Source organism: Kosakonia sp. WA-90, assembly GCF_039871955.1.
Taxonomy (GTDB): domain Bacteria; phylum Pseudomonadota; class Gammaproteobacteria; order Enterobacterales; family Enterobacteriaceae; genus Kosakonia; species Kosakonia oryzendophytica.
Window position 1 is genome coordinate 22324 of sequence record NZ_JBDPLJ010000001.1, and the last position, 25206, is coordinate 47529.

A 25206-nucleotide genomic window follows, 5' to 3' on the forward strand; every position below is an offset into this window, starting at 1 on the left:
GGGGAGAAAAAAATTCGTGGCGTATCGCAATCAAAAAAGCGCCTTCCGGCTCAGGAAGGCGCTCTATAACGATGCTGTTACATGGCAGGGCGGGCGATCACGCTGCGGGTTTCCATCCGGACTTCCGCAATGGTGACATCAATAACATCAGTCACTTTGAATACGGTTTCGCCTTTAATTTGCACGGTGCCGCTTTCCTGACTGCATACCAGTTCATCACGTACGGCATGAATAAACGGTGCAGGAATAAACGCGACTGCGCCATTATCCACCAGACGAACACGCATGCCGCCGCGGCTGACATCGATAATTTCCGCAGAGAACCGGGTATCAGTACCGGCTTTGTCCTGCAGGAAGCGAGCATACAGCCAGTCACCGACATCACGCTCCGCCATGCGGTTAAGACGGCGGCGTTCAGCCATCTGCACGGTTGTGTCATCCTGCGGACGTTTTGGCGTTTCACCTTTAATAATGGCTTTCAGCAGACGATGGTTGACCATGTCGCCATACTTACGAATCGGTGAGGTCCAGGTCGCGTAGGCTTCCAGTCCCAGACCGAAGTGCGGGCCTGGTTCGATGCTGATCTCAGCAAAAGACTGGAAGCGACGAATACGACTATCAAGGAAGCCCGACGGCTGTGCATCCAGTTCGCGACGCAGTTTACAGAAACCGTCCAGCGTCAACACCTCTTCCGCATCAACGTGCATGCCGTGCGTTTTCAGCATGGCGGCCAGTTGTTCACTGTTAGCCGGGTCAAAGCCCATATGCACGTTGTAAATACCGAAGCCCAGCTTGTCGCGTAATACCTGTGCGGCACAGATGTTGGCGGCGATCATTGACTCTTCAACAATACGGTTAGCTACGCGGCGCGGTTCTGCCACGATATCCAGCACTTCACCTTTTTCGCCAAGGACAAAACGGTAGTCCGGGCGATCTTTAAACACCAGCGCGTGCGCATGGCGCCACTCAGCACGGAGCTGGCTTACGCGGTGCAACAAGCGGATTTGCGCAGCAATGGCGTCGCTTGGCGGCTGCCATTCTCCGCTGTTTTCCAGCCAGTCGGAGACATCATCGTAGGCCAGTTTGGCCTTTGATTCGATGGTTGCGGCAAAAAACTCAATATTGCTGTCGATGGCGCCTTCGCTATCCAGTGTCATACGGCACACCAGTGCCGGGCGAACTTCATTCGCGCGCAGGGAGCAGAGATCGTCGGACAGTTCGCGCGGCAGCATCGGGATATTAAAGCCCGGCAGGTAGTTGGTGAAGGCACGAATTTTAGCCGCATCATCCAGTTTGCTGCCTTCAGCAATCCAGGCTGTCGGGTCGGCGATGGCAACCGTCAGTTGCAGTTTCCCGTCGCGCGTTTCTTCAACGTACAGCGCATCATCCATATCTTCGGTGCTGGCGCTGTCGATAGTGACGAAATCCAGCGCGGTAAGATCCACGCGCTCCAGACCGTCATCCAGCATTTCGGTAGCCACGCCGTTTGGCGCTTCTTTTTCCAGATTGTGGCGTGCGAGTGTCACCCACCACGGTACAAAATGATCTTCTGCGAAGGTAATAAACTGCGTCAGCTCAGCGTAAAAACCGCGATCGCCCTTCAACGGATGGCGACGCATCTCGGCGACAGCCCAGTCGCCTTCTTTAAAATCGTGCTCAACGCCACGGGCCGCGCGGCAAGGAATCGCGTCTTTCAGCAACGGATGGTCAGGCACGATAGAAAGCCGGTCGTCTTTCTTCTGCACTTTGCCGACAAAACGGGTAAGGAACGGTTCAACCAGTTCTTCTGGCTCTGCACTTTCGCGCTCTTTTTCACTGTGGATGACGGCAATGATCCGATCGCCATGCATCACTTTCTTCATTTGCGGCGGCGGAATGAAATAACTTTTTTGCGCATCGACTTCCAGAAAGCCAAAGCCTTTTTCTGTGCCTTTGACGACGCCTTCCGCACGCGGTGTCTGTGAATGAAGTTGCTGTTTTAGCTGCGCAAGCAGCGGATTGTCCTGGAGCATAGTTATGTAGTTTCGTGGCCAAAAGAGCGGCTGACAGTTTTACGCGATTCTGCCTGTCGCAGCAAGCGCTGTTTCAGCAAAACTCTGCGGGTATAAGGGCAAGCTTACGCCACTGCTCCGCACGCGCCACGCGTTTTACACCGTCTGACCGAGCGCGATTTTCAGGCGATTTAACCAGGCACAGAGGGCGCACTCCGCCAGCAAGCTGACAACCGCGCGGCGGCTAAGATCCTGCTCAGTTAACAACGAAAATGATAACGGACTAAACCTGTCTGGCGCGCAGGTCAGCAACTGAACGGCTTGTATCAACGCGCTTTCTTGTGCATTGCTGGCGAATACGCGCTGCAATTCTCGTCCACCTTCACGCAGCACTAATTCCCGTTGTGCTCCGTCTTTCCTGCGACGTAGCTGCTCGGCAAAACAGTGCTCGCTGCCATTAATCCGGGCAGTATAAAGCGCCGTCAATGCCGCGAGTTGCACGTCGGGTCTCTGCTGCGCCACCTGGTCTGCTATCGCGCCCAGCTCGTTAAGGATCAGGTGTTCGTGAGCCAATACAGGTGCCAGTAACCGCAGTTCCGGTAAGGGCTGCCAGCGGGCAAGGGATTCCATTTGCGGAGCACTGGCAATACGTAATTCCACCGCGTCGATACCGGCTTGCCACATCGTTTCTGCCCTGGAAAAACGGTCTGCATCGGCTTCCTGCTGCATATCCATTCCCGGAATAAAACGCACTGGATGACCCAAGAGCGCCTGTAGCATCGCCACGATACGGGCCTGGAAGGCAATAAACCCAATAATCTGGTTAATGATCACCAAATCGTACAACGACAGTCCTACCTCTTCGAGCTGCTGGCGCGCGCGGGCGTCAATCACCGATGGCGACGCTGCAAGTTGGCGGGCGTACTGGGTTATTTGTGCCAGCCGGTAGTTACTTTCCCTTGATGAGTCCGGACCGGGTAACGGTGCAAGACGCGCAGCGTAGTGATTGCATAACCGCTGCACGCCAAATACCTGGGCTGCGGTGAGTGCGGTGCTGAGACGATCATAGGCGCTGAATGTCCGCAAGCGATTAACGGCCACCCGCTGGGGAAACAGCAAGGCATAGAGTTTGCGTGCGGGGATAACGATACTGTCGATGTCGGTTAACAGATCATCCGGCAGGGTCAGATCGAGCAGGAAAGGGTCGTTTACGGTGGCTGCTTCGGGAACCAACGGTAGCGCGTGGGCCCGGCGGGCAGTCGACTGGGTTTCATGATACCAGTGGTTTTTGCCTGAAATCCGGCGTTGTTCCATGGTCGTTCCTTGGTCTGAAAGTGGCGATCCGGATACGACGGCAGGTCTGTTGCGCCGGATCTTTTTTGCTGCTTAATCCTGGCGTAAGCGGAGAGAGGGATGAAAGATTGTTAGGTGATAATAAATATCAGAATGGCATATCGAGGGAAAACGCCCCTTCGCAGGAAGGGGCGAGGAGCATTATTTGATTTCCAGTTCGTTCATGGCAGCAATGTTGAACCCGCCATCTACGTGAACCACTTCACCGGAGATCCCGGCAGAGAGGTCAGAACACAGGAACGCAGCCGAGTTGCCCACATCTTCGATGGTCACGGTGCGACGAATCGGGGTAACGGCTTCGCAATGCGCCAGCATTTTACGGAAATCTTTGATACCGGAAGCAGCCAGCGTACGGATTGGGCCAGCGGAGATACCGTTAACGCGCACGCCTTCCGGACCCATCGCATTCGCCATATAGCGTACGTTGGCTTCCAGAGACGCTTTCGCCAGACCCATCACGTTGTAGTTCGGGATGGCGCGCTCAGCCCCCAGATAGGAGAGGGTCAGCAGTGCAGAACCCGGATTCAGCATCTCGCGGCACGCTTTTGCCATCGCAACGAAGCTGTAGGAGCTGATGTCGTGAGCAATTTTAAAACCTTCACGGGTAACAGCATTCACATAGTCGCCATCCAGTTGATCGCCCGGCGCAAAACCGATGGAGTGGACGAAACCGTCGAACTTCGGCCAGACTTTCGCCAGGTCAGTGAACAGGGCATCGATGCTTTCGTCTTTAGCAACGTCGCACTCCAGCACAATGCTGGAACCCAGCTGGGCGGCAAACTCTTCAACGCGGCCTTTCAGCTTGTCGTTCTGGTAGGTGAAAGCCAGCTCAGCGCCTTCGCGGTGCATAGCCTGTGCGATGCCGTATGCGATGGACAGTTTGCTGGCGACGCCAGTTACCAGAATGCGCTTACCGGAAAGAAAACCCATAGCTCTAATCCTTATATTCATTGTTGTGGCGATCGTCATCGTGTTCGGACGATCGTCGTTAAAACGCGGCGATTCTATCATGAGTCGCCGGATGAGTTAATCCGACCACTGAAACTATTGAATCAACGGTCTTTTCGCCATGCATCGGCTGTTAATGCCTCACCAAAATGCCCGGCAATTAAGCGTTTTGTTAAATCATGCAACGGAGATGCAAGCACATCGGCAGTACTGCCGCGCTCAACCACTTCTCCCTGGTGCATGACAAGAACCTGATCGCTGATATGTTTCATCATGCCAATGTGCTGGGTGACGTAAATATAAGAGATACCCTGTTTTTCCTGTAATTCCAGCATCAGATTGATTAACTGCGAACGCATCGACATATCGAGTGATGCCAGCGCTTCGTCCGCAATAATGACTTTGGGGCGCAGGATCAGCGCTCGCGCCAGCCCCAGACGCTGCTTCTGTCCCGGTGCCAGCATATGCGGATAGTAGTTCACATGATCCGGCAACAGTCCGACCATGCGCAGCGTTTCGAGAATGCGCTTGCGCCGCGCATCAGGGTCGAGATCGGTGTTCAGACGCAGCGGAAAATCCAGGATTTGCGAAAGACGCTGACGCGGATTTAGCGACGTTGTCGGATCCTGAAAAATCATACGAATATGCTGGCTACGAAACGTATAATCCCCGTAATGCAACGGTTTGTCGTCAATCACCAGTTCGCCGGAACTGGGCTCTACCATCCCCGCCAGCATTTTGGCCAACGTCGATTTTCCGGAACCGTTCTCGCCAATAATCGCCAGCGTTTGCCGTTCCCGCAGCGTAAAACTCAACGGTTTCACGGCTTCTACGGTCTGGCGACGGAACCAGCCGGTACGATAACGGAACGTTTTGCTCAGGTTGCGGACTTCAAGCAAGGTTTCGACCATCTCACTCACTCTCCATATTCAGCGGGAAATGGCAGGCATAAAGATGATTTCTTGCCCCCGTAAGCCGGGGCTTCTCAATACATTTACGCTGGGCATAAGGGCAACGCGGCCCGAGGCGACAACCAATCGGTAACTGTTCGAGTAACGGAATTGCGCCAGGCATGGTGTTCAGTCGGCTTTTATGTGGCATGGCGCTGCCGAAATCGGGGATAGCGCGAATGAGCGCCTGAGTATAAGGATGATGCGGTGTCACGATCAGCTCTTCGCTGGGGGCGGTTTCCACCGTTTGCCCACAATACATCACGTTAATGCGATCCGCCCATTTGCTGAGCATCTGCAAATCATGGCTGATCAGCATAATCGTGGTGTTGTTATTCTGGTTCAGACGGGTAAGCAGGCGGAAAATCTGTGCCTGGGTCGTCGGCTCCATGGCATTGGTCGGCTCATCGGCGATCAGCAAACGCGGTTGGTTAGCCAGCGCAATGGCAATCATCACTTTCTGGCATTCACCTTCCGTCAGTTCATAAGGAAAACTGCGCATCGCATCTTTATGATCTTTAATACCGACGCGGTGCAGCAGCTCGATGGCGCGGCGTTTACGCCAGCCAAACCGTTGCAATAAGCTGCCTTTCCACGTCCAACCCGGAATATTTTGCATCAACTGTTTGCCGACACGTTCAGACGGGTCGAGACAGGATTGCGGCTCCTGGAAAATCATCGACACGTTATGACCAAGCAGCTTACGCCGCTCCCGTGCAGACAGGCGGAGTAAGTCGATATCATCAAAACGCATGCGGTCGGCGGTGACCCGCCAGTTCTCTTTGGTGACACCACAAATTGCTTTAGCAATTAAGCTTTTTCCGGACCCGGACTCTCCCACCAGCCCACGAATTTCACCTTCGGCGAGGGTCAGGCTGACGCGATCAACCGCTTTAACCCAGTTTTCACCGGTCTTCACTTCGATGGTCAGATTGCGAATATCAAGTAGCGGCATTATTCCACCCCCGCATTAATCGCGCGGCGAATACCGTCGCCAAGAATATTCACCAACAATACGCTGATCATAATTGCCGCACCGGGCAGCATGACTGTCCAGGGAGCCACATAAATCAGTTCAAGCGCATCACCCAGCATTGCACCCCATTCCGGGGAGGGGAGCTGAGCGCCCAGATCGAGAAAACCGAGGGCAGCGATATCGAGGATCGCCATTGACAGGGCGCGGGTGATTTCCGTGATCATGCCGGAGGTGATATTCGGCAACACCGCAAACCACAAAATATTCATCGTCGAAGCGCCATCGAGTCGCGCGGCCACCACATACTCTTTCTCCAGCTCGTCATGCACCATACTGTAGACCGAACGCACCATGCGTGGCAGCAATGCCAGCCAGACCGCGAACATGGCGTGGGAGAGGTGCGGGCCGGAAAAGGCCACCACAATAATGGCCAGCAGCAGCGTCGGCAGCGATAACAGCGTATCAAGAATATGGTTCAACACCGCCGAGCGCAGACCGTGTGTCGCGCCGGCAAATACACCGAGCACCAGTCCACACAGCGTGGCGGCCAGCGTCACCAGAAATGCGCCACCCACCGTGGGCGCTGCGCCGCTCAGCAGACGGCTTAACACATCGCGGCCGAGATCGTCTGTACCGAGGAAGAACGATACGTCACCGTAGCGCGACCAGGAGGGCGGTAGTAACTGATAGCCGAGGAATTGCTGGTCAAGGCCATAGGGTGCAAACCAGTTGCCGAACACGCACAGCACCAGCAGCGCGCCGCAACCGTACAGACCGATCATCGCCGTCGTGTCGCTGTAGAATTTACGCCACACGGTGCGTAACGCGCCAGGTGGGCGCTTTTCGCTGTAGACGCTATCGTAAGGCATACCATTCCTTATGTTTCAACGGGTTCGCCAGCGCGCCCAGAATATCGGAAATCACGTTAACGATAATGACCAGTGAGCCAATCACCATCACACCGGCGGAAATAGCCGCATAGTCCTGCTGGCGAATGGCATTGATCAGCCAGCGACCGAGGCCAGGCCAGCTAAAGACCATTTCGGTGATCATCGCCAGCGTCAACATGGTGGAAAATTGCAACCCCAGTTTGGGGATCACCGGCGGCAGGGCGTTATGCAGTACGTGTCGGCGCAGGATCGTTAACATTGATTGCCCACGTGTCGCCGCGGCTTTAATGTAGTTCTTGTCAAACACCTCGATGGTACTGATTCGCATCAGGCGGATCACTTCAGTGGTTGGTGCGACTGCCAGCGTCAGCACCGGCAACACCATATGACGCAGGGCGCTGATGATCATCTCTTCGCGCCACGGTGAGTCGGACAGCCAGGCATCGATAATGGCGAAACCTGTAATGGTTTTCACTTCATACAGCAGGTCGAAACGCCCGGAAACCGGCAACCAGCCGAGATTAAGCGAGAAAAAGAGCGTCAACAGTAACGCCAGCCAGAAGACAGGAATCGAAAAACCGAGCAGGGCGATGGCGCTGATGAGCCTGTCCTGCCATTTGCTGCGCATCACGCCCGCCAGCATACCAACCGGGATCCCCACCAACAGCGCAGAGCCAAACGCGAGAATGCACAGTTCCATGGTCGCCGGGAACACCTCTTTTAACTGCCCGGCAATCAATTGACCATCAATGCTGGAAACACCGAAATCCCAGTGCAGGAGCCCGTTAAACCAGAACACCCAGGCGTTCCATAATGTCGCCCCCTGGAGTGGCGCATGCGGCGTGAAATAGCTGAGACTGAACCCGACAAAGGTCAGCAAAAATAACGTCACCAGCAGCAGCAACAAACGGCGCAGGGTAAAAATAATCATGGCGGTGAGACCTCTTGTTTTTCCCGCGAGACACCGGCGAACGAGGCGCTGCCAAACGGACTCAGCACCAGCCCTTTAATATCATAACGGTAGGCCTGCAAGCGCAGGGACGACGCCAGCGGCAGCACTGGCAACTCGCGCGCGAGGATTTGTTGCGCTTCGTCATACGCGTCAATACGCGCAGCCAACTGCTGCGATACCAGCGCTTTTTGCAGTACGTCGTCAAATTCGCGGTTACACCAGTGGGCAAAGTTCGTTTGCGAGGTGATGGCCGCACAACTGAGCATTGGGCGGAAAAAACTGTCCGGATCGTTACTGTCCGTCGCCCAACCCGACAGCGTTAAGTCATGGTTCATGTCCATCAAACGCGCTTCCTGGAAACGGCCTTCAACCGGGACGATCACCACTTTGACACCGACCTGAGCCATATCCGCCTGAATAAGCTCGGCGGTTTTCAGTGGGCTGGGGTTCCAGGCTTGCGAAGTGGTAGGGACCCACAGCTGCAACGTCATATGTTCCAGCCCCAATGCTTTCAGGCGCTCACGCGCTTTTTCCGGGTCATACTCAGTAATCTTTGCTTCGTTATCGTAAGCCCATGAGGCACGTGGAAGGATCGACGCTGCCGTTTCGGCAGTACCGTAATAGATCGATTGCATCAGCCGCTGGTTATTAATGGATAAGGCCAATGCATGGCGCACGTCCGGGTTATTTAGCGGTGGTTTATCGGTATTAAAGGCAAGGTAAGCGATGTTCATGCCTGGGCGCAGCGTCAGGCGCAGACGCGGGTCATCGCGCAGAATGGTCAACTGGCTGGCGGCGGGCCATGCCAGCACATCACACTCACCGGTCAATAATTTGGACAGGCGACCGGTGCCACCGGAACCCTGATCGACAACAACCTGCGGCATCAAGGGCTTGCCGCGCCAGAATTTTTCGTGACGTTGTAACCGAATGTACTGCCCGGCACGATATTCATCCAGTTGATAAGGCCCTGTGCCCACTGGCTGCCGGTCAATCAATTCCTGATGGTCGTCTTTCGCCAGTTGCGCGGCGTATTCGGCTGACATCACAGAAGCATAATGCGTGGCCAGATGCCATAAAAACGAGGCATCCGGTTTTTTCAGCCGGAACTCAACGGTACGGTTATCCAGTTTGCGTACGCTGTCGATGGAGTCAGCAAATTGCAGACTGTCAAAATAGGGAAAGCTGCCGCCGTTAATGTTATGCCACGGATGATTGCGATCGAAAATGCGCTGGAAGGTGAACACCACGTCGTCCGCATTCAACGTGCGGTGCGGAGTGAACCAGGCTGTGGTCTGGAAAGCCACGCCGTCGCGCAGGCGGAAACGGTACGTTGCGCCGTTATCCAGCACTTCCCAGCTCTCAGCCAGATCCGGCACCAGACGGTAGGTGTAAGGATCCACATCCAGCAGTCGGTCATAAAGCTGCGCTGCCAGCGTATCAACAATCAGACCGCTGCTTGCCTTTTGCGGGTTAAAAGTGCTGACCTGGCCATTAACACAGTAGACAAAGCCGCTATCGCGGATATCCGCGTCACGGGCGGGCGGTGCCGCAGCGTGCGTAATGCCTGTCACCAGGCTCGCCGTCAATAACAGGGAAGAGAAAACCAGACGCATGATTTCTTCAACGATTTTAAATTCATGAGCAAAGTGTATCGCACTTGCCATAGCTTCGTACAAATGTCTGCTGACGACTGCTGTTATTGTCGGCGATTTCAGCTTATTTGATGCTTTTTCAATAGCGCTCTCAGTTGGTGATAGGTCAAACCTAATAATTCTGCGGCGCGTTTTTGGTTAAATTTTGCCTGCTGCAAACTGGCTTCCAGTAACTGTTTTTCCTGATCGTGCTGAAATTTGCGCAAATCCAGCGGCAATACGGGAGCGGCGGATGTATCTTGTTCTGCCTGTGGCGTGGCAGTTGCATCGCGGTTAAAGGGATCGATGATAATGGTATCCAGTGGCGTTTCACTGCTGCCGTGCCGGTAGACCGACCGTTCAACCACGTTTTTCAGTTCCCTGATATTGCCCGGCCACGGGTAATGAAGCAGTACGTCGCGGGCACGTTCGGTGAACCCCGGAAACAGCGGCAGCGACAGCTCACGGCACATCTGGATCGCAAAGTGATCCGCCATCAGCATGATATCGCTCTGGCGACGGCGCAGCGGCGGCAACAGCACAACGTCGAATGCCAGCCGGTCGAGAAGATCCGCCCTAAAGGTCCCGTCACGCACCATTTGTGGCAAGTCGGCATTCGTGGCGCAGACCAGCCGGACATTAACCTGTAACGGCTGGCTACCGCCTACGCGTTCCAGTTCGCCATATTCAATGACCCGTAGCAGCTTTTCCTGTACCAGCATAGGCGCGGTGGCCAGCTCATCAAGAAATAACGTCCCGCCATCGGCGCGCTCAAAACGGCCCGGATGGCGTTTTTGTGCGCCGGTAAAGGCGCCTGCTTCGTGGCCGAACAGTTCCGAATCCAGAAGGTTTTCATTTAATGCTGCGCAGTTAAGAGAGATAAATGGTCCCTGCCAGCGGGAGGAGAGAAAGTGCAGACGGTTAGCAATCAACTCTTTACCGGTACCACGCTCGCCGATGATCAGCACGGGTTTATCAATCGGCGCCAGACGTGAAACCTGCTCCAGTACTTCAATAAAGCTGTTGGCTTCGCCGAGCAGGTTATCCTTGTGTTCAGACATGATGAAATTCGCCACTTGTTGGTGTTATTAACCACTCTAGACGAAAAGAATGGCGTGGTAAAATCATTCAACTTCTTAAAAATCAATAAGATAAAAATTGGCACGAAGATTGTAATAGTCCCGTAGCAGGGCTGAGCCCGATTACAGAAATGAAGAGGAACTGACTATGGGTATTTTTTCTCGTTTTGCCGACATCGTGAACGCCAACATTAATTCGCTGCTGGAAAAAGCAGAAGATCCGCAAAAGCTGGTGCGCCTGATGATTCAGGAGATGGAAGACACGCTGGTGGAAGTCCGCTCTACCTCGGCCCGCGCACTCGCAGAGAAAAAACAGCTGACACGCCGGATTGAGCAGGCCACGGCGCAACAGGCCGAATGGCAAGAAAAAGCCGAACTGGCGTTGCGCAAAGAAAAAGACGATCTGGCGCGCGCTGCGCTGATCGAGAAACAGAAAGTCACCGCGCTTATCGACACGCTGGAGCAGGAAATCACATTGGTTGATGAAAGCCTGACGCGCATGAAAAAAGAGATTGGCGAACTGGAAAATAAACTCAGTGAAACGCGCGCCCGTCAACAGGCACTGGCATTGCGTCACCAGGCGGCCAGCTCCTCCCGTGATGTGCGTCGCCAGCTCGACAGCGGCAAACTCGATGAAGCGATGGCACGTTTTGAATCCTTTGAGCGCCGTATTGACCAAATGGAAGCCGAAGCGGAGAGCCACGGCTTTGGCAAACAGAAATCGCTGGACCAGGAGTTTGCTGAACTCCGCGCGGATGACGAAATCAGTGAACAACTGGCGCAACTGAAAGCCAAAATGAAGCAGGATAATCAATAATAAACAGCGGCGGCATCAGAAGATGCCGCGCGTCATCCCTGTAAGGAGTACACATGAGCACGCTTTTTCTGGCTATACCCCTGACGCTATTCATCCTGTTTATTTTGCCTGTCTGGTTATGGCTGCATTACAACAACCGCACCTCGCGCGGCGAATTAAATCAGAGCGAACAGCAGCGGTTAATGCAGTTATCGGAAGATGCAACACGGATGCGTGAACGTATTCAGGCGCTGGAAGATATTCTTGATGCGGAACACCCGAACTGGAGAGATCGCTGATGGCTACCCTCGACCTTAATAAAAAATTGTGGCGCATTCCGCAACGCGGCAAAGTAGGTGGCGTGTGCGCGGGGATCGCGCAGTATCTGGATATCCGCGTCAAAATCGTACGTATTCTGACCATTCTGGCGATGTGTTTCGGCCTGTTTTTTATCGTTGTAGCCGCCTATATCGTGCTGTTTTTTGTGCTTGATCCGCTACCAGACAATTATGCTGAAGGGGACACTGTCCCCAGCAGCAGTGAGTTACTTGATGCGGTAGATGCGCAGCTGGCAGCGGGGGAGGCGCGTTTGCGGCAAATGGAGCGTTACGTCACCTCCGACACCTTTTCCCTGCGTAGCCGGTTCCGCCAGCTTTAAAGAGGTAACCATGAATCATCGTTGGCAACAAACAAGCCGTAAAGTGACGCCAGCGCTGAAGGTCGCCGGGAAACTGGCGTTGCTCACGGCGCTGCGTTATGGCCCGGCAGGCGTAGCTGGCTGGGCGGTTAAATCCGTTGCCCGGCGGCCAGTGAAGCTGCTGCTGGCCTTTGCGCTGGAGCCGTTACTGAAACGTGCAGCCAGTCAATTTTCCCGCCGCTTTATGAACGACAAATGATCCTGCGGGGTCATTTGCTCTTTCGGTTGGTTGATAATCAGTAACCTGCCCACATCTCATACACTCTACCTCTTGTTTTCACTTCAGGGCGACACACAATGGCGATGGATCGATTCAAGAATGAACTGAACGCGCTGGTGAACCGTGGTATGGACAGGCATTTACGCCTTGCGGTGACTGGCCTGAGCCGTAGCGGTAAAACAGCGTTTATCACCGCACTGGTTAACCAGCTCCTCTCTATTCACGCAGGCGCGCGCTTGCCGTTACTGAGTGCGGTGCGTGAAGAGCGGATTCTCGGGGTAAAGCGCGTGCCGCAACGTGACTTTGGCATCCCGCGTTTTACGTATGATGAAGGATTGGCTCAACTTTATGGCACACCGCCCGTCTGGCCGACGCCCACTCGGGGTGTCAGTGAGATCCGTCTGGCACTGCGTTTTCGTTCAAATGATTCGCTGCTGCGCCATTTTAAAGAAACCTCCACGCTCTATCTGGAAATTGTCGACTACCCTGGCGAGTGGCTGCTGGATCTCCCTATGCTGGCGCAGGATTACCTGAGCTGGTCGCGGCAGATGACGGGCCTGCTGCAAGGGCAGCGGCAGGAATGGGCGGCAAAATGGCGGGCAAGCTGCGCTGATCTTGATCCACTGGCACCCGCCGATGAAAACCGACTGGCGGATATCGCCGCCGCCTGGACTGCGTATCTGCATCAGTGTAAACGTGAAGGGCTGCATTTTATTCAGCCTGGTCGTTTTGTGCTGCCTGGCGATATGGCGGGCGCGCCTGCGCTGCAATTCTTCCCGTGGCCGGATGTCGACAACGTGGGCGAAAGCAAACTGGCGCAGGCGGATAAACACACCAACGCAGGCATGCTGCGTGAGCGGTATAACTACTATTGTGAACAGGTGGTGAAAGGGTTTTATAAACACCACTTTTTGAAGTTTGATCGCCAGATTGTGCTGGTGGATTGCCTGCAACCGCTGAACAACGGGCCACAGGCCTTTAATGATATGCGCCTGGCGCTGACGCAGTTGATGCAAAGTTTTCACTACGGGCAGCGCACGCTGTTCCGTCGCCTGTTCTCTCCGGTGATTGACAAATTGTTGTTCGCCGCCACAAAAGCTGACCATATCACGGTTGATCAGCACGCCAATATGGTGTCGCTGCTGCAACAACTTATTCAGGATGCGTGGCAGAATGCCGCGTTCGAAGGGATCAGTATGGATTGTCTTGGGCTGGCTTCGGTTCAGGCGACGCAAAGCGGGCTCATTGAGGTCAATGGTGAAAAGATCCCGGCATTGCGCGGTCACCGATTGAGTGATGGCACGCCGCTGACCGTTTATCCGGGCGATGTGCCAGCCCGCTTGCCGGGCCAGGCGTTCTGGGATAAGCAGGGCTTTAATTTCGAGGCCTTCCGGCCGCAGGTGATGGATGTCGACAAGCCGTTGCCACATATACGCCTGGACGCTGCGCTGGAATTTTTAATGGGAGATAAATTGCGATGAGCGAGCCGATCAAACCAAGAATCGATTTCGCCGGGCCGTTGGAGGCAGAGGTCACGCCCTCTTTCAAAACGGCGCACACGTTCAGTGATGCGCAGGCAGAAAAATTCGCGCCAGTTGCCGTAGAAGCGTTAGCAGAAGAGGGGGCGGCGGAAGCGGTGGTCGAGACTGCGCTACGTCCGAAACGCAGTCTGTGGCGCAAGATGGTCAGCGCCGGGTTGGCACTGTTTGGTGCCAGCGTGATCGGTCAGGGTGTGCAATGGACGATGAACGCCTGGCAGACGCAGGATTGGGTGGCATTAGGTGGTTGCGCCGCCGGTGCGCTGATTATCGGGGCTGGCATCGGTTCGGTCGCCAGCGAATGGCGGCGTTTGTGGCGTCTGCGGCAGCGGGCGCAGGAGCGTGACGAAGCCCGCGATCTCTTACACAGCCATAGTGCAGGGCGTGGCCGCGCGTTTTGCGAAAAACTTGCCCGTCAGGCCGGTATGGATCAGGCGCACCCGGCATTACAACGCTGGTATGCCGCTATCCATGAAACGCAAAATGATCGCGAAGTGGTGACGCTGTATGCCCATCTGGTACAGCCGGTACTGGATGCTCAGGCTCGACGTGAGATCAGCCGTTCGGCTGCGGAGTCTGCGTTGATGATCGCGGTCAGTCCGCTGGCGATGGTGGATATGGCCTTTATCGCCTGGCGCAATCTCCGCTTGATTAACCGCATTGCTACGCTGTATGGCATTGAGCTGGGCTACTACAGCCGCCTGCGACTGTTTCGCCTGGTGTTGCTGAACATCGCTTTCGCCGGCGCGAGTGAACTGGTACGTGAAGTGGGTATGGACTGGATGTCGCAGGATCTTGCCGCTCGCCTTTCCGCCCGCGCGGCGCAGGGCATTGGTGCCGGGTTGCTGACGGCACGTCTGGGCATCAAAGCCATGGAATTGTGCCGCCCGTTACCCTGGCTGGAAGAGGATAAACCCCGTCTGGGAGATTTTCGCCGCCAGCTTATTGGTCAGCTAAAAGAGAGCCTGCAGAAGAGCAAATCGTCGTCCCCCACAGAGTAATAAACCGGCACTGCGCGCGTAGCTTTACAGCGCAGTGGCGGTTTTTCCGTCACGCTGTCAATATTTGTTGACAGACATCTTCCTGGCAGCCGGGAAGTGGCTTATCATCCTTTCATTACGTGAATGAATAAGGGTGACTATTCCCATGCGTCTGGAAGTTTTTTGCGAAGACCGCCTTGGTCTGACTCGCGAGTTGCTGGATCTGCTGGTGTTGCGCAGTATCGATTTACGCGGGATTGAAATTGACCCTATCGGGCGAATTTACCTCAATTTTGCGGCGCTGCAATTTGACGCATTCAGCAGCCTGATGGCGGAGATACGCCGTATTCCGGGGGTGACTGATGTGCGCACTGTGTTGTGGATGCCTTCTGAGCGGGAACATCGGGCGCTGAGTGCATTGCTGGAAGCGTTACCGGAACCCGTTCTCTCGCTGGATATGAAAAGCAAGATCGAACTGGCCAACCCTGCCAGTTGTCAGCTTTTTGCACAGGACATTGATAAATTACGTAATCACAACGCGGTACAACTCATCGCGGGATTTAACTTTCAACGGTGGCTGGACGGTAACCCGCAAAACTCGCATAACGAACATGTGGTGATCGGCGGGCAAAATTTCCTGATGGAGATCACGCCGGTGCATCTGGAAGGGGAAACCGGCGAACCGATGCTGACTGGCGCGGTGGTGATGCTGCGTTCGACCGTCCGGATGGGGCGGCAGTTGCAAAACCTCAGCCAGCAGGATGTCAGCGCATTTAGCCAGATTGTTGCTGTTAGCCCGAAAATGCGTCATCTCATTGAACAGGCCCGCAAACTGGCGACACTGACAGCACCGCTGTTAATCACCGGCGATACCGGCACCGGCAAAGATCTGCTGGCGCATGCCTGTCATCTTGCCAGCCCGCGTGCCGGAAAACCTTACCTGGCGCTGAATTGCGCGTCGATTCCTGAAGAGTCTGTGGAGAGCGAACTGTTTGGTCACGCGCCGGAAGGGAAAAAGGGCTTTTTCGAACAGGCTAACGGCGGTTCCGTATTGCTGGATGAGATTGGCGAAATGTCGCCGCGGATGCAGGTCAAACTGCTGCGTTTTCTCAATGACGGCACCTTCCGTCGCGTAGGCGAAGATCATGAAGTACATGTTGATGTCCGCGTGATCTGTGCCACTCAGCGCAATCTGGTGGAACTGGTACAAAAAGGTCTGTTCCGGGAAGATCTCTACTATCGGCTGAATGTTCTGACGCTGAATCTGCCGCCGCTGCGCGATCGTCCGCAGGATATCATGCCGCTGACCGAACTCTTCGTTGCCCGTTTTGCGGATGAACAAGGTGTACCGCGTCCGAAACTGTCGCAGGATTTGAATCAGTTGCTCAGTCGCTACGGCTGGCCTGGCAATGTGCGCCAGTTAAAAAATGCCATTTATCGGGCACTGACACAGCTGGAAGGTTATGAGTTGCGTGCGCAGGATATCCTGTTGCCGGATTACGATGCTGCAACGGTGCCGGTGGGGGAAGATGCCATGGAAGGATCGCTGGACGATATCACCAGCCGTTTTGAACGCTCGGTACTGACTCAACTTTATCGTAACTATCCCAGCACGCGTAAGCTGGCAAAACGGCTGGGGGTGTCACATACCGCTATTGCTAATAAGCTGCGTGAATACGGGTTAAGCCAGAAGAAAGGCGACGAGTAGAAAACAGAAAGATGAATGAAAAAGCCTCCGAATGGAGGCTTTTTTTAATGCATCAGGAGCAGATCAGGCTTTCAGCACATCCAGCGCGGACGCGTAATCTGGCTCGGTGGTGATTTCATTCACCAACTGGCTGAACACAACGTTGTCGTTTTCATCAATGACGACAACTGCGCGAGCGGCCAGGCCTTTCAGGGCGCCGTCGGAGATGCCCACGCCATAGTCCGCCAGGAACGATTCGCTGCGCAGCGTAGAAAGGGTGATGACATTGCTCAGGCCTTCAGCACCGCAAAAACGGGACTGGGCAAACGGCAGATCGGCAGAAATACACAGTACGACCGTGTTGTTCATTTCGGTCGCTAACTGGTTGAATTTACGGACAGAAGCTGCGCACACGCCGGTATCGATGCTCGGGAAAATGTTCAGCACTTTACGTTTGCCAGCGAACTGCGCCAGTGTGACGTCGGACAGATCTTTAGCCACCAGAGTGAAAGCTTTGGCTTTGCTACCAACCTGGGGAATCGCGCCGGCAACGGGAACCGGGTTGCCCTGGAAATGAACGAGTTGTGACATAGATATCTTCCTGTTTACAAATAGTTAACGTCATCGATAGTGTATGTCATCCGCAGAGAACACGGCAAACCAATTTTCGTATCTATACTGGTTTACAGTGCAGCAGAGGAGTGAGGAATGCGAACCGTTAAAGTGTATGAGGAAACCTGGCCGCTGCATACACCGTTTGTAATTGCGCGTGGCTCCCGTAACGAAGCGCGCGTGGTGGTGGTGGAACTGGAAGAAGATGGCATCAAAGCAGTGGGGGAATGTACACCCTATCCACGCTATGGGGAGAGCGAGGCCTCGGTGATGGCGCAAATCATGACCATCGCGCCACAACTGGAAAATCGTCTCACCCGCGATGATCTGCAAACCTTGCTGCCCGCAGGTGCTGCGCGGAACGCGGTGGATTGCGCGCTGTGGGATCTCGCTTCACGTAAAGCGACGATGGCGCTGGTGGATTATATGGGTGTCACACTGCCGCACACCCTCGTAACGGCGCAAACCGTCGTGATTGGTACGCCGGAGCAGATGGCTGCCAGTGCAGCTGCGCTATGCGAAAAGGGAGCGCAATTACTGAAAGTGAAGCTCGACGATCATTTGATCAGTGAACGACTGGTGGCGATCCGTGCCGCGGCACCCAACGCCACCTTGATCGTTGATGCAAACGAGTCCTGGCATAGCGAAGGTCTGGCGGCACGGTGCCAGCTTCTTGCCGATCTCGGCGTGGCGATGCTCGAACAGCCGCTCCCCGCCGGTAAAGATGATGTGCTTGCCAACTTTATTCATCCACTGCCGATTTGTGCGGATGAGAGTTGCCACACGCGAGCAAGCCTGCCCGCGTTACAGGGGCGCTATGAGATGGTGAACATCAAGCTTGATAAAGCAGGTGGGCTGACCGAAGCGCTGGCGCTGGCCGATGCGGCAGTTGAGCAAGGGTTTCAGCTGATGCTGGGTTGCATGATCTGTACCTCGCGCGCCATCAGCGCGGCGCTGCCGCTGGCAAACCGGGTGCGATTTGCCGACCTCGATGGCCCCACCTGGCTGGCGGTGGATGTCGAACCGGCATTACGCTTTACCACCGGTGAGCTTCACCTTTGAGGATCCCAGTGCAGTAACGCTGTCATCGCGGCGAGGTATTTTTCGCTGGCGTCATCGGCGGAGATCGGTGGGAATTCAACAGTGATGCAGTGCAGGTCAATGTCTGCGCACCAGCTCCCAAATGACCCCGGTGTTTCGTAACCGACGCTGGTCACCAGCGGGAGAGAAAAACGGGCAGATAACCACTGCCCAAGGGGGCTTTCACGTGGGTCTTCCACGCAGGCCAGCGGATCGTGGAAAGTGACCACCCAGGCGGGGTGAATGCGATGAATCAACCGGCACAACGCCTGGGTTTCGGGCTCGGATCCGGGCGAATCGCCGGTTAACAACACCACATCGCGGTCTTCTGCTGCGCTGTTCCAGCGGTAAACCGTCTCGCCCGCTTTCCAGTTCGCGGCTGGGAAGTTGCGATTGAGATCGACCCCCCTCGCGTTGGCCCGCAAACCAAGCTGGCAACCGTCTGGATTGACCGCCAGCACCACATGATGGTGGCGCAGCTCGGGGGCCAGCGTGCGTAAAGCGCAGGAGAGCGTCACGATAGAGGCGTTTTCATCGCCATGCGTCCCGGCAATGATCAGGCCGCTTTCGCGGGTTGCCGTCGGCGCAGGGAACCAGAGTAACGGTGCCCCCAGCTGTGAGCGGCCAAACTCTTCACTACGGTGGGCAAACGCGCCGCGCTGCGGACGTGGTCGTGTGGCAGACATAAGCATCCTTTTTCTGTGGTGGCCTTAGAGCAAGTGTAAACATAAAGCGGGGCGAGGCAAATCATGCCACGCCGGTTAAATTGCTGTCCATCATCAATGTTTCTCCTCTCGCTGTTTGCATTCCTTCGTTTTAAAACAAATAATTACCTAATCTTTCGCCGGGAATGACACATCACAAGGGGATCCTATGACGCATCGACTTTCTATGTTGAGCTGCGCGCTCTGGCTGTGCGGTTTTTCTTCTGTTTCACTGGCCGCAGATGTGCCGCCAGGTACGCAACTGGCGGCAAAACAGGAGCTGGTTCGGCATATCAAAGATGAACCGGCGACGCTGGATCCAGCCAAAGCGGTCGGCCTGCCGGAAATTCAGGTGATCCGCGATCTGTATGAAGGCCTGGTTAACCAGAATGAGAAGGGCGAAATTGTTGCAGGCGTGGCGTCCAAATGGCAAAGCAGCGATAACCGTATCTGGACCTTCACGCTGCGTGATAATGCGAAGTGGTCCGATGGCACCCCGGTCACTGCGCAGGACTTTGTTTACAGTTGGCAGCGGCTTGTCGACCCAAAAACCACCTCGCCATTCGCCGGTTTCGCCGCCCTGGCGGGGATTGCCAATGCTAAAAACGTGACCGACGGTAAAATGACGCCGGACCAGCTTGGTGTCAGTGCAGTAGATGCGCACACCCTACGAGTGCAACTGGATAAACCGCTGCCATGGTTCCCCAGTTTAGCGGCCAGTTTCGCGTTCTACCCGGTTCAGAAGGCCAATGTTGAAAGCGGTGCAGAGTGGACGCGTCCGGGTAATCTGGTGGGGAATGGGGCGTATGTGCTGGCCGATCGTGTGGTCAATGAGAAACTGGTGCTCCAACCCAATAAACAGTACTGGGATAATGGCAAAACGGTGATCCAGAAGGTGACCTTTGTGCCGATCAACCAGGAGTCTGCCGCCACGAAACGCTATCTGGCGAACGATATCGACATTACCGAGTCGTTTCCGAAAAACCTCTATCAAAAATTGCTGAAAGACATTCCGGGGCAGGTCTATACGCCGCCGCAGTTGGGGACGTATTACTACGCGTTTAACACCCAGAAAGGGCCAACCGCCGATGCCCGCGTGCGTCTGGCGCTGAGCATGACCATCGATCGACGGATCATGGCGGAAAAAGTGCTTGGCACTGGAGAAAAACCAGCCTGGCGTTTTACACCCGATGTAACAGCCGGGTTTGAACCGCAACCGTCGCAGATTGAACACATGAGCCAGGCGGAGCTCAACGCACAGGCGAAAACGCTGCTACAGGCAGCCGGATATGGGCCACAGAGACCGTTGAAACTTACCCTGCTGTACAACACCTCCGAGAATCACCAGAAAATCGCCATCGCGGTGGCATCGATGTGGAAAAAGAATCTTGGCGCAGAGGTGACATTGCAGAATCAGGAGTGGAAAACCTACATTGATAGCCGCAACAGCGGGAATTTTGACGTGATCCGCGCATCATGGGTAGGAGACTACAATGAACCGTCAACGTTCCTCTCCGTGTTGACCTCTACCAGCAGCAGCAATATTGCGCGTTTCAACGATGCAGGTTACGACAAAGTGCTTAACCAGGCGTCGCAGGAGACCAACGCCACAGCGCGTAATGCGGATTATAACGAGGCGGAGCATATCATTGCGGAGAAAGCGCCGATTGCGCCAATCTATCAGTACAGCAACGGGCGTTTGATCAAACCGTGGCTCAAGGGTTACCCGATTAATAACCCGGAAGATGTTGCCTATACGCGCACGATGTATTTGCTGAAACACTGACAAAAAAATCCCCTTACATCACGGGAAGTAAGGGGAAACTCATTGATTACGGAATGGTTCCTGTCTAAGCAGGAGTCCATTAATTTTACTTAAGGAATGTGAAGGCACAATGGAGGAAATAAGGAGGCGATAGCGTTAACGTCGGCGATCTGCTTGTTCCTTCAGTAAAAAAAGCCCGCTTCATTGAGCGGGCAAAAAATACTGGAAGCAATGTGAGCAATGTCGTAATCAATACCTGACTGATTCACTCAGGTATTGATTGTTGAGAAAGATAATCTTTATCATTTGATGCTGCAACCCTTTTTTCGTGCGGGTGATGCGTTTGCTGCTTCCTGCCGCCTTTTTGCTGATGTAAAGCCGCCGTCTTTACGATTTTGGTCAAAAAACAAGCATACATTTGTGCTATAGTGGTGAGGTTTTCATCACTTACGAGGACATTATGGAGAGTGAATTAGACCCGACCCGACTGGCTATTGAGTATCTGCGTCGTGACAAAAGCGCATTGACCCCAGCTGAGTACTTAAAAAAACTCAAACAGCTCAGGCTGGAGTTCGAGGATTTGCTTACGCTGTCGCACACGGAACTCAAAGAAGAGATCGATTTTGCCTGGCGGCTGGGTATCCACTAATTTAACGCAAAGCTGTCATTCAGCAAAAAGATGCGCCCGCAGAACGGGCGCTTTTTTTTGCCTGCACTCAGGCGGCAAGCACCTGGTTACGGCCATTGTTCTTTGCGCGGTACAGCGCTTCATCCACCCGTTTAAACAGTTCATCCAGGCTTTCATCTGGCAGATGACGAGCAACGCCAATGCTGACAGTGAGGCCCGGCAGACCCGGCATGGTGATACTCGCCACAGCCTGACGCACCGCTTCCGCCACCGCTAGTGCGACATCAAGGGATGTGTTGGGCAGTAAAAGCAGAAACTCCTCACCGCCCCAGCGAAACACATGATCATCGGTACGACAGGTCGCTTCAAGCGTACGCGCCAGGGCGATCAGTACCTCGTCGCCGCGCTGATGCCCGAACTGATCGTTAATATGTTTAAAGTGATCGGTATCCACCAGCAGTAAAGAGAAATCCGGTGAACCCGTCTGGTTTTGTTCCGCGAAGTGGTAAAACTGTCGACGATTGAGCAGACCGGTCAGCGCATCGCGGTGTGCGGCATACTCCAGCTCCTGTTCAAGGCGCTTTTGCTCAGTAATATCGTGAATGATGCACAGCATCAGCCGCTCACCGTAAATCTCAATCGGCCCGGCGTAGGTCTGAACGTGCCGCGTGGAACCATCTGCAAGTTGGTGAATGAAATTCAATGGTTTATGTCCACCCGGCAGCCGGGATATTTCCGACATAATCGGCAAAACGCTGCGCCCAAGTGTGTTGATTTCCCAGGTATGTTTTTGGCACATCTCTTCGCGATCGTAGCCGTAAAAATGGAGTGCAGCGAGATTGGCATCAACGATTCTGCCATCGCGGGCCGTATCGATAAGCAGCATGGGGGCGGAAGTCGTATAAAAGAAACGAGCGTAAAAGCCTTGTTTACGCGACTGATAAGCCGCAGCACGACTGGTTTTAGGGATCGTGGGCGTCAGTCCGTAAATCCCTTCGAAGATCAGAACGTCGCCAACATCCTCCAGTTCACGCAGCGACGCCCGGCAACTGAGGCTGGTCTCTTCAGATACAGGGCCGATGCTCCAGATTTCGACCACTTCATCCTGATTTTGCAAACCGGGCAGATACATTGACAGGCTGTGTTGTGCATAGGCCGAATAAGTTCCATTACGCATTTCACTGAGTGTGCGGCCTGCCGACAGCTTTTTCGCCTTTTTATTGGCAAACAGCAACGTTTCTGTGTCAGGGATAACCACCCACACTGGGGTATCAAGAATATCCAGGGCTTCCAGGTGATGTTTCAGCATCGTTACTCCCCGTATCGCACATGTTGCCAGGTTGCAACAGACATATCATCGCGGCAATGCAATTACTTTATTGCAACATACCTGAAAAATAAGGTGTTATGCAGGTTTTTTTTGTGACGACTCTGAACATTCCAGTGATAACGCAAACGTTTTTTGATGGAGCAGCGCTGAGATTTTTTCAACAGGTAAGGGACGGGCAAAAAGAAAACCCTGCATGTACGAACATCCCAGGTGAGTCAGTAGCGCATGTTGTTCCTGTGTTTCAATGCCTTCCGCCACTACATGCATATTCATGGAGTGAGCAATATCGATAATGGTCGAGACGATTTTGACATTACGGCTATTATCACGAATGTCCTTCACAAAACTTTTATCGATTTTCAGTTCTGTCGCGGGGAGTTTTTTCAGCATCAACATATTGGAATAACCGGTGCCAAAATCATCAATAGCCACGGTGATCCCCAGTTGCGAAAAACGGTTCAATAACTGCACGCTACGATCGATATTTTTAAGAGCCGTGTTTTCAGTCACTTCCAGTGTTAACTGCGCCGGGTCGATATGATAACGCGCCAGCGAGTCTGCAATCAGATCGTAAATGTCGTGCTGTTCAAACTGCGTGGGTGAGAGGTTGATTGCCAGCTTAAGCTGCGTGAACCCCTGATTGTTCCAGTGATGCAACTGACGACAGGCAGCATCAATGACCCAGTGGCCAACGGAAATAATTAACCCGGTTTTTTCCAGCAGCGGCAAAAACACGCCCGGCAGCAAAATCCCATGCTGCGGATGACGCCAGCGCAACAGCGCTTCGAAACCGCACAGTGTATGACCCGGGGCGGTGTATTGCGGTTGATACCATAGCTCAAACTGATTTCGTGATAGCGCTTGCGACAGATCCTGTAAAAAGAGAGGGGCTTCTGCGGTTTTTTGCGCCATAGCCGTGTGATAGACCGCCCACCCGTTGCGTCCTTCCTGCTTAACGCTGTACATCGCGGTGTCGGCCTTTAATTTCAGTTCGTGCGCTGTTTTACCGTGCTCGGGGAAGTAGCTTACGCCGGCGCTGAGCGAGACATTAATAACATGGCTCAGTTCATAGAAAGGATGCTGTATTGTCGTGACCATACGGCGTATCAACGTCTCAATCTCTGCTTCGCTGGTGTCAGGTACCAGCAACATGAATTCATCGCCGCCAAGACGCGCCAGCGACATTTTTTGACTCAGGCAAGCGGAAAGCCGTGTGGCAACGGCCACCAACAACCGATCGCCGATATGGTGTCCCCAGGCATCATTTACCAGTTTAAAACGATCCAGATCCATATAAATCAGGGCAAAGGTGGTCTGCTCGTCTTTTGCGCGGTTAAGGCAGTTCTCCAGCAGGAGATCGAGCTGAATACGGTTCGCCAGCCCGGTGAGTGCGTCGTAATACGCCTGTTTTTCCAGCTGTTGATTCAACTGGCGCAAGCTGTTGGTCAGGCGGGATGTGCGCAGCTGAGAGTCAATCATCGAGATAAATAGCATAATGCCGAAGATCACGAGCGTCGTGGTGGCAACCCACAGCGAGAGTCCCAGTTCGCCTACGCCCGCGCTCATCAGATGCAGTGCATTACTGCGCACAATGATCCCGGAGCCATCGCTACTGAATGTCGCGGCGCTCATGCCAGTGTAATGCACGACGCAAATCGACACACCCATAACAAACGCAGCGAAAACACGGTTAATAAAGACGCTGTGTGTATTCTGCCGCAGGCTGAATGCCAGCCACAATGCAGCGCCTGCACTGAAAAAAGCGATAACGATGGATAGCACGATGCGAGCGACATTCCAGTAAATTGTCACAAACCCCATCATGGCGGCCATACCGAGGTTGTGCATTGCCACAACGCCTGTGCTCAGAAGCAGTGTGGCGAGCAGCAGACGTTTTTTAGACAGGGGATTGTTACTTACGGCAATATTGATGGTCAGTGTCGCCGCCAGTAAAGCAACCAGGAAAGAGAGAATGGTTAACGGCAGGTCGTAATGCATCATCATAGGGATTTTCATTGCCAGCATCCCGACAAAATGCATTGACCAGATGCCCATGCCCAGCGTGGCACCGCCAGCAACACGCCAGAACATTGCTATCCACGGCTCAGATGACATGACTTTCCCGGCGCTATCCAATGCAACAAAAGAAGCAATGAATGCCACTAAAAAAGAGATGCCGATCAGAATGGGGTCCCACGAAACATAGAGCATCATGCAATCCACACGGGCAAAAGTTGTTAGCTAAACCTGGCACTAATTTTAGCAGCTAACCTGATGAAATTAATGGTCGCGTTCGCTTTATTATTACATGTGCGAATTAAACCCACCTTGCAACTTACTTTATTAATCGACCTGATGGGCAATAACATTAAATAAAATGAAGCGTTTAAGCATTA

At 54.0% G+C, this 25206-nt stretch carries 23 protein-coding genes; 10 read left to right on the forward strand and 13 right to left on the reverse strand.

Annotation, left to right across the window (positions count from 1 at the left end):
• Positions 1-77 precede the first annotated feature (77 nt).
• From ABGA49_RS00120 to pspF, 9 genes are all read right to left on the reverse strand, one after another.
• Positions 78-2012 (reverse strand): exoribonuclease II, encoded by a 1935-nt coding sequence (locus ABGA49_RS00120; protein ID WP_061496173.1) that lies wholly within the window; start codon positions 2010-2012, stop codon positions 78-80.
• A 135-nt stretch (positions 2013-2147) separates the two neighbouring features.
• Positions 2148-3305, reverse strand: a complete 1158-nt coding sequence (locus ABGA49_RS00125) for a CMD domain-containing protein (protein ID WP_347664927.1) — start codon at positions 3303-3305, stop codon at positions 2148-2150.
• Positions 3306-3485: 180 nt separating this feature from the next.
• Positions 3486-4274, reverse strand: coding sequence for an enoyl-ACP reductase FabI (gene fabI, locus ABGA49_RS00130; protein ID WP_061496169.1), 789 nt, complete (start codon positions 4272-4274; stop codon positions 3486-3488).
• A 122-nt stretch (positions 4275-4396) separates the two neighbouring features.
• Positions 4397-5203: a putrescine export ABC transporter ATP-binding protein SapF gene (gene sapF, locus ABGA49_RS00135; protein WP_061496168.1), complete on the reverse strand. Its 807-nt coding sequence runs from the start codon at positions 5201-5203 to the stop codon at positions 4397-4399.
• Position 5204: 1 nt separating this feature from the next.
• Positions 5205-6197, reverse strand: a complete 993-nt coding sequence (gene sapD / locus ABGA49_RS00140; RefSeq protein WP_061496166.1) for a putrescine export ABC transporter ATP-binding protein SapD — start codon at positions 6195-6197, stop codon at positions 5205-5207.
• Positions 6197-7087, reverse strand: coding sequence for a putrescine export ABC transporter permease SapC (sapC, locus tag ABGA49_RS00145; protein WP_061496164.1), 891 nt, complete (start codon positions 7085-7087; stop codon positions 6197-6199). The genes sapD and sapC overlap by 1 nt, the downstream gene beginning before the upstream one ends.
• Complete coding sequence (gene sapB, locus ABGA49_RS00150) at positions 7074-8039, reverse strand: putrescine export ABC transporter permease SapB (RefSeq protein WP_061496163.1); 966 nt, start codon at positions 8037-8039, stop codon at positions 7074-7076. Before sapB ends, sapC begins: the two co-directional genes overlap by 14 nt.
• Positions 8036-9676 carry an ABC transporter substrate-binding protein SapA gene (gene sapA / locus ABGA49_RS00155; protein ID WP_061500057.1) on the reverse strand — a complete coding sequence of 547 codons (1641 nt, stop codon included), beginning with the start codon at positions 9674-9676 and terminating at the stop codon, positions 8036-8038. The genes sapB and sapA overlap by 4 nt, the downstream gene beginning before the upstream one ends.
• 98 nt (positions 9677-9774) lie before the next feature.
• Complete coding sequence (gene pspF, locus ABGA49_RS00160) at positions 9775-10755, reverse strand: phage shock protein operon transcriptional activator (protein WP_061496161.1); 981 nt, start codon at positions 10753-10755, stop codon at positions 9775-9777.
• A 166-nt stretch (positions 10756-10921) separates the two neighbouring features.
• On the opposite strand from pspF, the gene pspA reads away from it, so the two are divergent.
• From pspA to tyrR, 7 genes are all read left to right on the forward strand, one after another.
• On the forward strand, positions 10922-11590 hold the full coding sequence (pspA, locus tag ABGA49_RS00165; RefSeq protein ID WP_061496159.1) for a phage shock protein PspA: 669 nt from the start codon (positions 10922-10924) through the stop codon (positions 11588-11590).
• A 53-nt stretch (positions 11591-11643) separates the two neighbouring features.
• Entirely contained in the window at positions 11644-11868 is a 225-nt protein-coding gene (gene pspB, locus ABGA49_RS00170) for an envelope stress response membrane protein PspB (protein WP_061496157.1), read from the forward strand.
• The gene (gene pspC, locus ABGA49_RS00175; RefSeq protein ID WP_134318118.1) at positions 11868-12227 is read left to right on the forward strand and encodes an envelope stress response membrane protein PspC; all 360 of its coding nucleotides are present in this window, start codon (positions 11868-11870) and stop codon (positions 12225-12227) included. Before pspB ends, pspC begins: the two co-directional genes overlap by 1 nt.
• A 10-nt stretch (positions 12228-12237) precedes the next feature.
• On the forward strand, positions 12238-12465 hold the full coding sequence (pspD, locus tag ABGA49_RS00180; RefSeq protein WP_061496153.1) for a phage shock protein PspD: 228 nt from the start codon (positions 12238-12240) through the stop codon (positions 12463-12465).
• Between the two features lie 104 nt (positions 12466-12569).
• Positions 12570-13967: a YcjX family protein gene (locus ABGA49_RS00185; RefSeq protein ID WP_347665127.1), complete on the forward strand. Its 1398-nt coding sequence runs from the start codon at positions 12570-12572 to the stop codon at positions 13965-13967.
• On the forward strand, positions 13964-15025 hold the full coding sequence (locus ABGA49_RS00190; protein WP_347664928.1) for a TIGR01620 family protein: 1062 nt from the start codon (positions 13964-13966) through the stop codon (positions 15023-15025). The genes ABGA49_RS00185 and ABGA49_RS00190 overlap by 4 nt, the downstream gene beginning before the upstream one ends.
• Positions 15026-15170: 145 nt before the next feature.
• A complete protein-coding gene (gene tyrR / locus ABGA49_RS00195) occupies positions 15171-16712 on the forward strand; it encodes a transcriptional regulator TyrR (RefSeq protein ID WP_061496148.1) in 1542 nt (513 codons plus the stop codon).
• 63 nt (positions 16713-16775) lie between these two features.
• Here the strand turns inward: tyrR and tpx are convergent, their stop codons facing one another.
• Positions 16776-17282, reverse strand: coding sequence for a thiol peroxidase (tpx, locus tag ABGA49_RS00200; RefSeq protein ID WP_061496146.1), 507 nt, complete (start codon positions 17280-17282; stop codon positions 16776-16778).
• A 117-nt stretch (positions 17283-17399) separates the two neighbouring features.
• On the opposite strand from tpx, the gene ycjG reads away from it, so the two are divergent.
• On the forward strand, positions 17400-18365 hold the full coding sequence (gene ycjG, locus ABGA49_RS00205; protein ID WP_088237624.1) for an L-Ala-D/L-Glu epimerase: 966 nt from the start codon (positions 17400-17402) through the stop codon (positions 18363-18365).
• On the opposite strand, the gene mpaA is transcribed toward ycjG, so the two are convergent.
• The gene (gene mpaA / locus ABGA49_RS00210; RefSeq protein ID WP_061496142.1) at positions 18356-19069 is read right to left on the reverse strand and encodes a murein tripeptide amidase MpaA; all 714 of its coding nucleotides are present in this window, start codon (positions 19067-19069) and stop codon (positions 18356-18358) included. The genes ycjG and mpaA overlap by 10 nt on opposite strands.
• 187 nt (positions 19070-19256) lie before the next feature.
• Here mpaA and ABGA49_RS00215 point away from each other — a divergent pair, with 187 nt between their 5' ends.
• Together ABGA49_RS00215 and ABGA49_RS00220 are read left to right on the forward strand one after the other, a co-directional pair.
• Complete coding sequence (locus ABGA49_RS00215; protein WP_088237623.1) at positions 19257-20873, forward strand: ABC transporter substrate-binding protein; 1617 nt, start codon at positions 19257-19259, stop codon at positions 20871-20873.
• Positions 20874-21312: 439 nt separating this feature from the next.
• Positions 21313-21501 (forward strand): YdiH family protein, encoded by a 189-nt coding sequence (locus ABGA49_RS00220; RefSeq protein ID WP_061496138.1) that lies wholly within the window; start codon positions 21313-21315, stop codon positions 21499-21501.
• Positions 21502-21568: 67 nt separating this feature from the next.
• Here the strand turns inward: ABGA49_RS00220 and ABGA49_RS00225 are convergent, their stop codons facing one another.
• Positions 21569-22789 carry a sensor domain-containing diguanylate cyclase gene (locus tag ABGA49_RS00225; protein WP_061496136.1) on the reverse strand — a complete coding sequence of 407 codons (1221 nt, stop codon included), beginning with the start codon at positions 22787-22789 and terminating at the stop codon, positions 21569-21571.
• 96 nt (positions 22790-22885) lie between these two features.
• The gene (locus ABGA49_RS00230; RefSeq protein ID WP_167352648.1) at positions 22886-25021 is read right to left on the reverse strand and encodes an EAL domain-containing protein; all 2136 of its coding nucleotides are present in this window, start codon (positions 25019-25021) and stop codon (positions 22886-22888) included.
• Positions 25022-25206 lie beyond the last annotated feature (185 nt).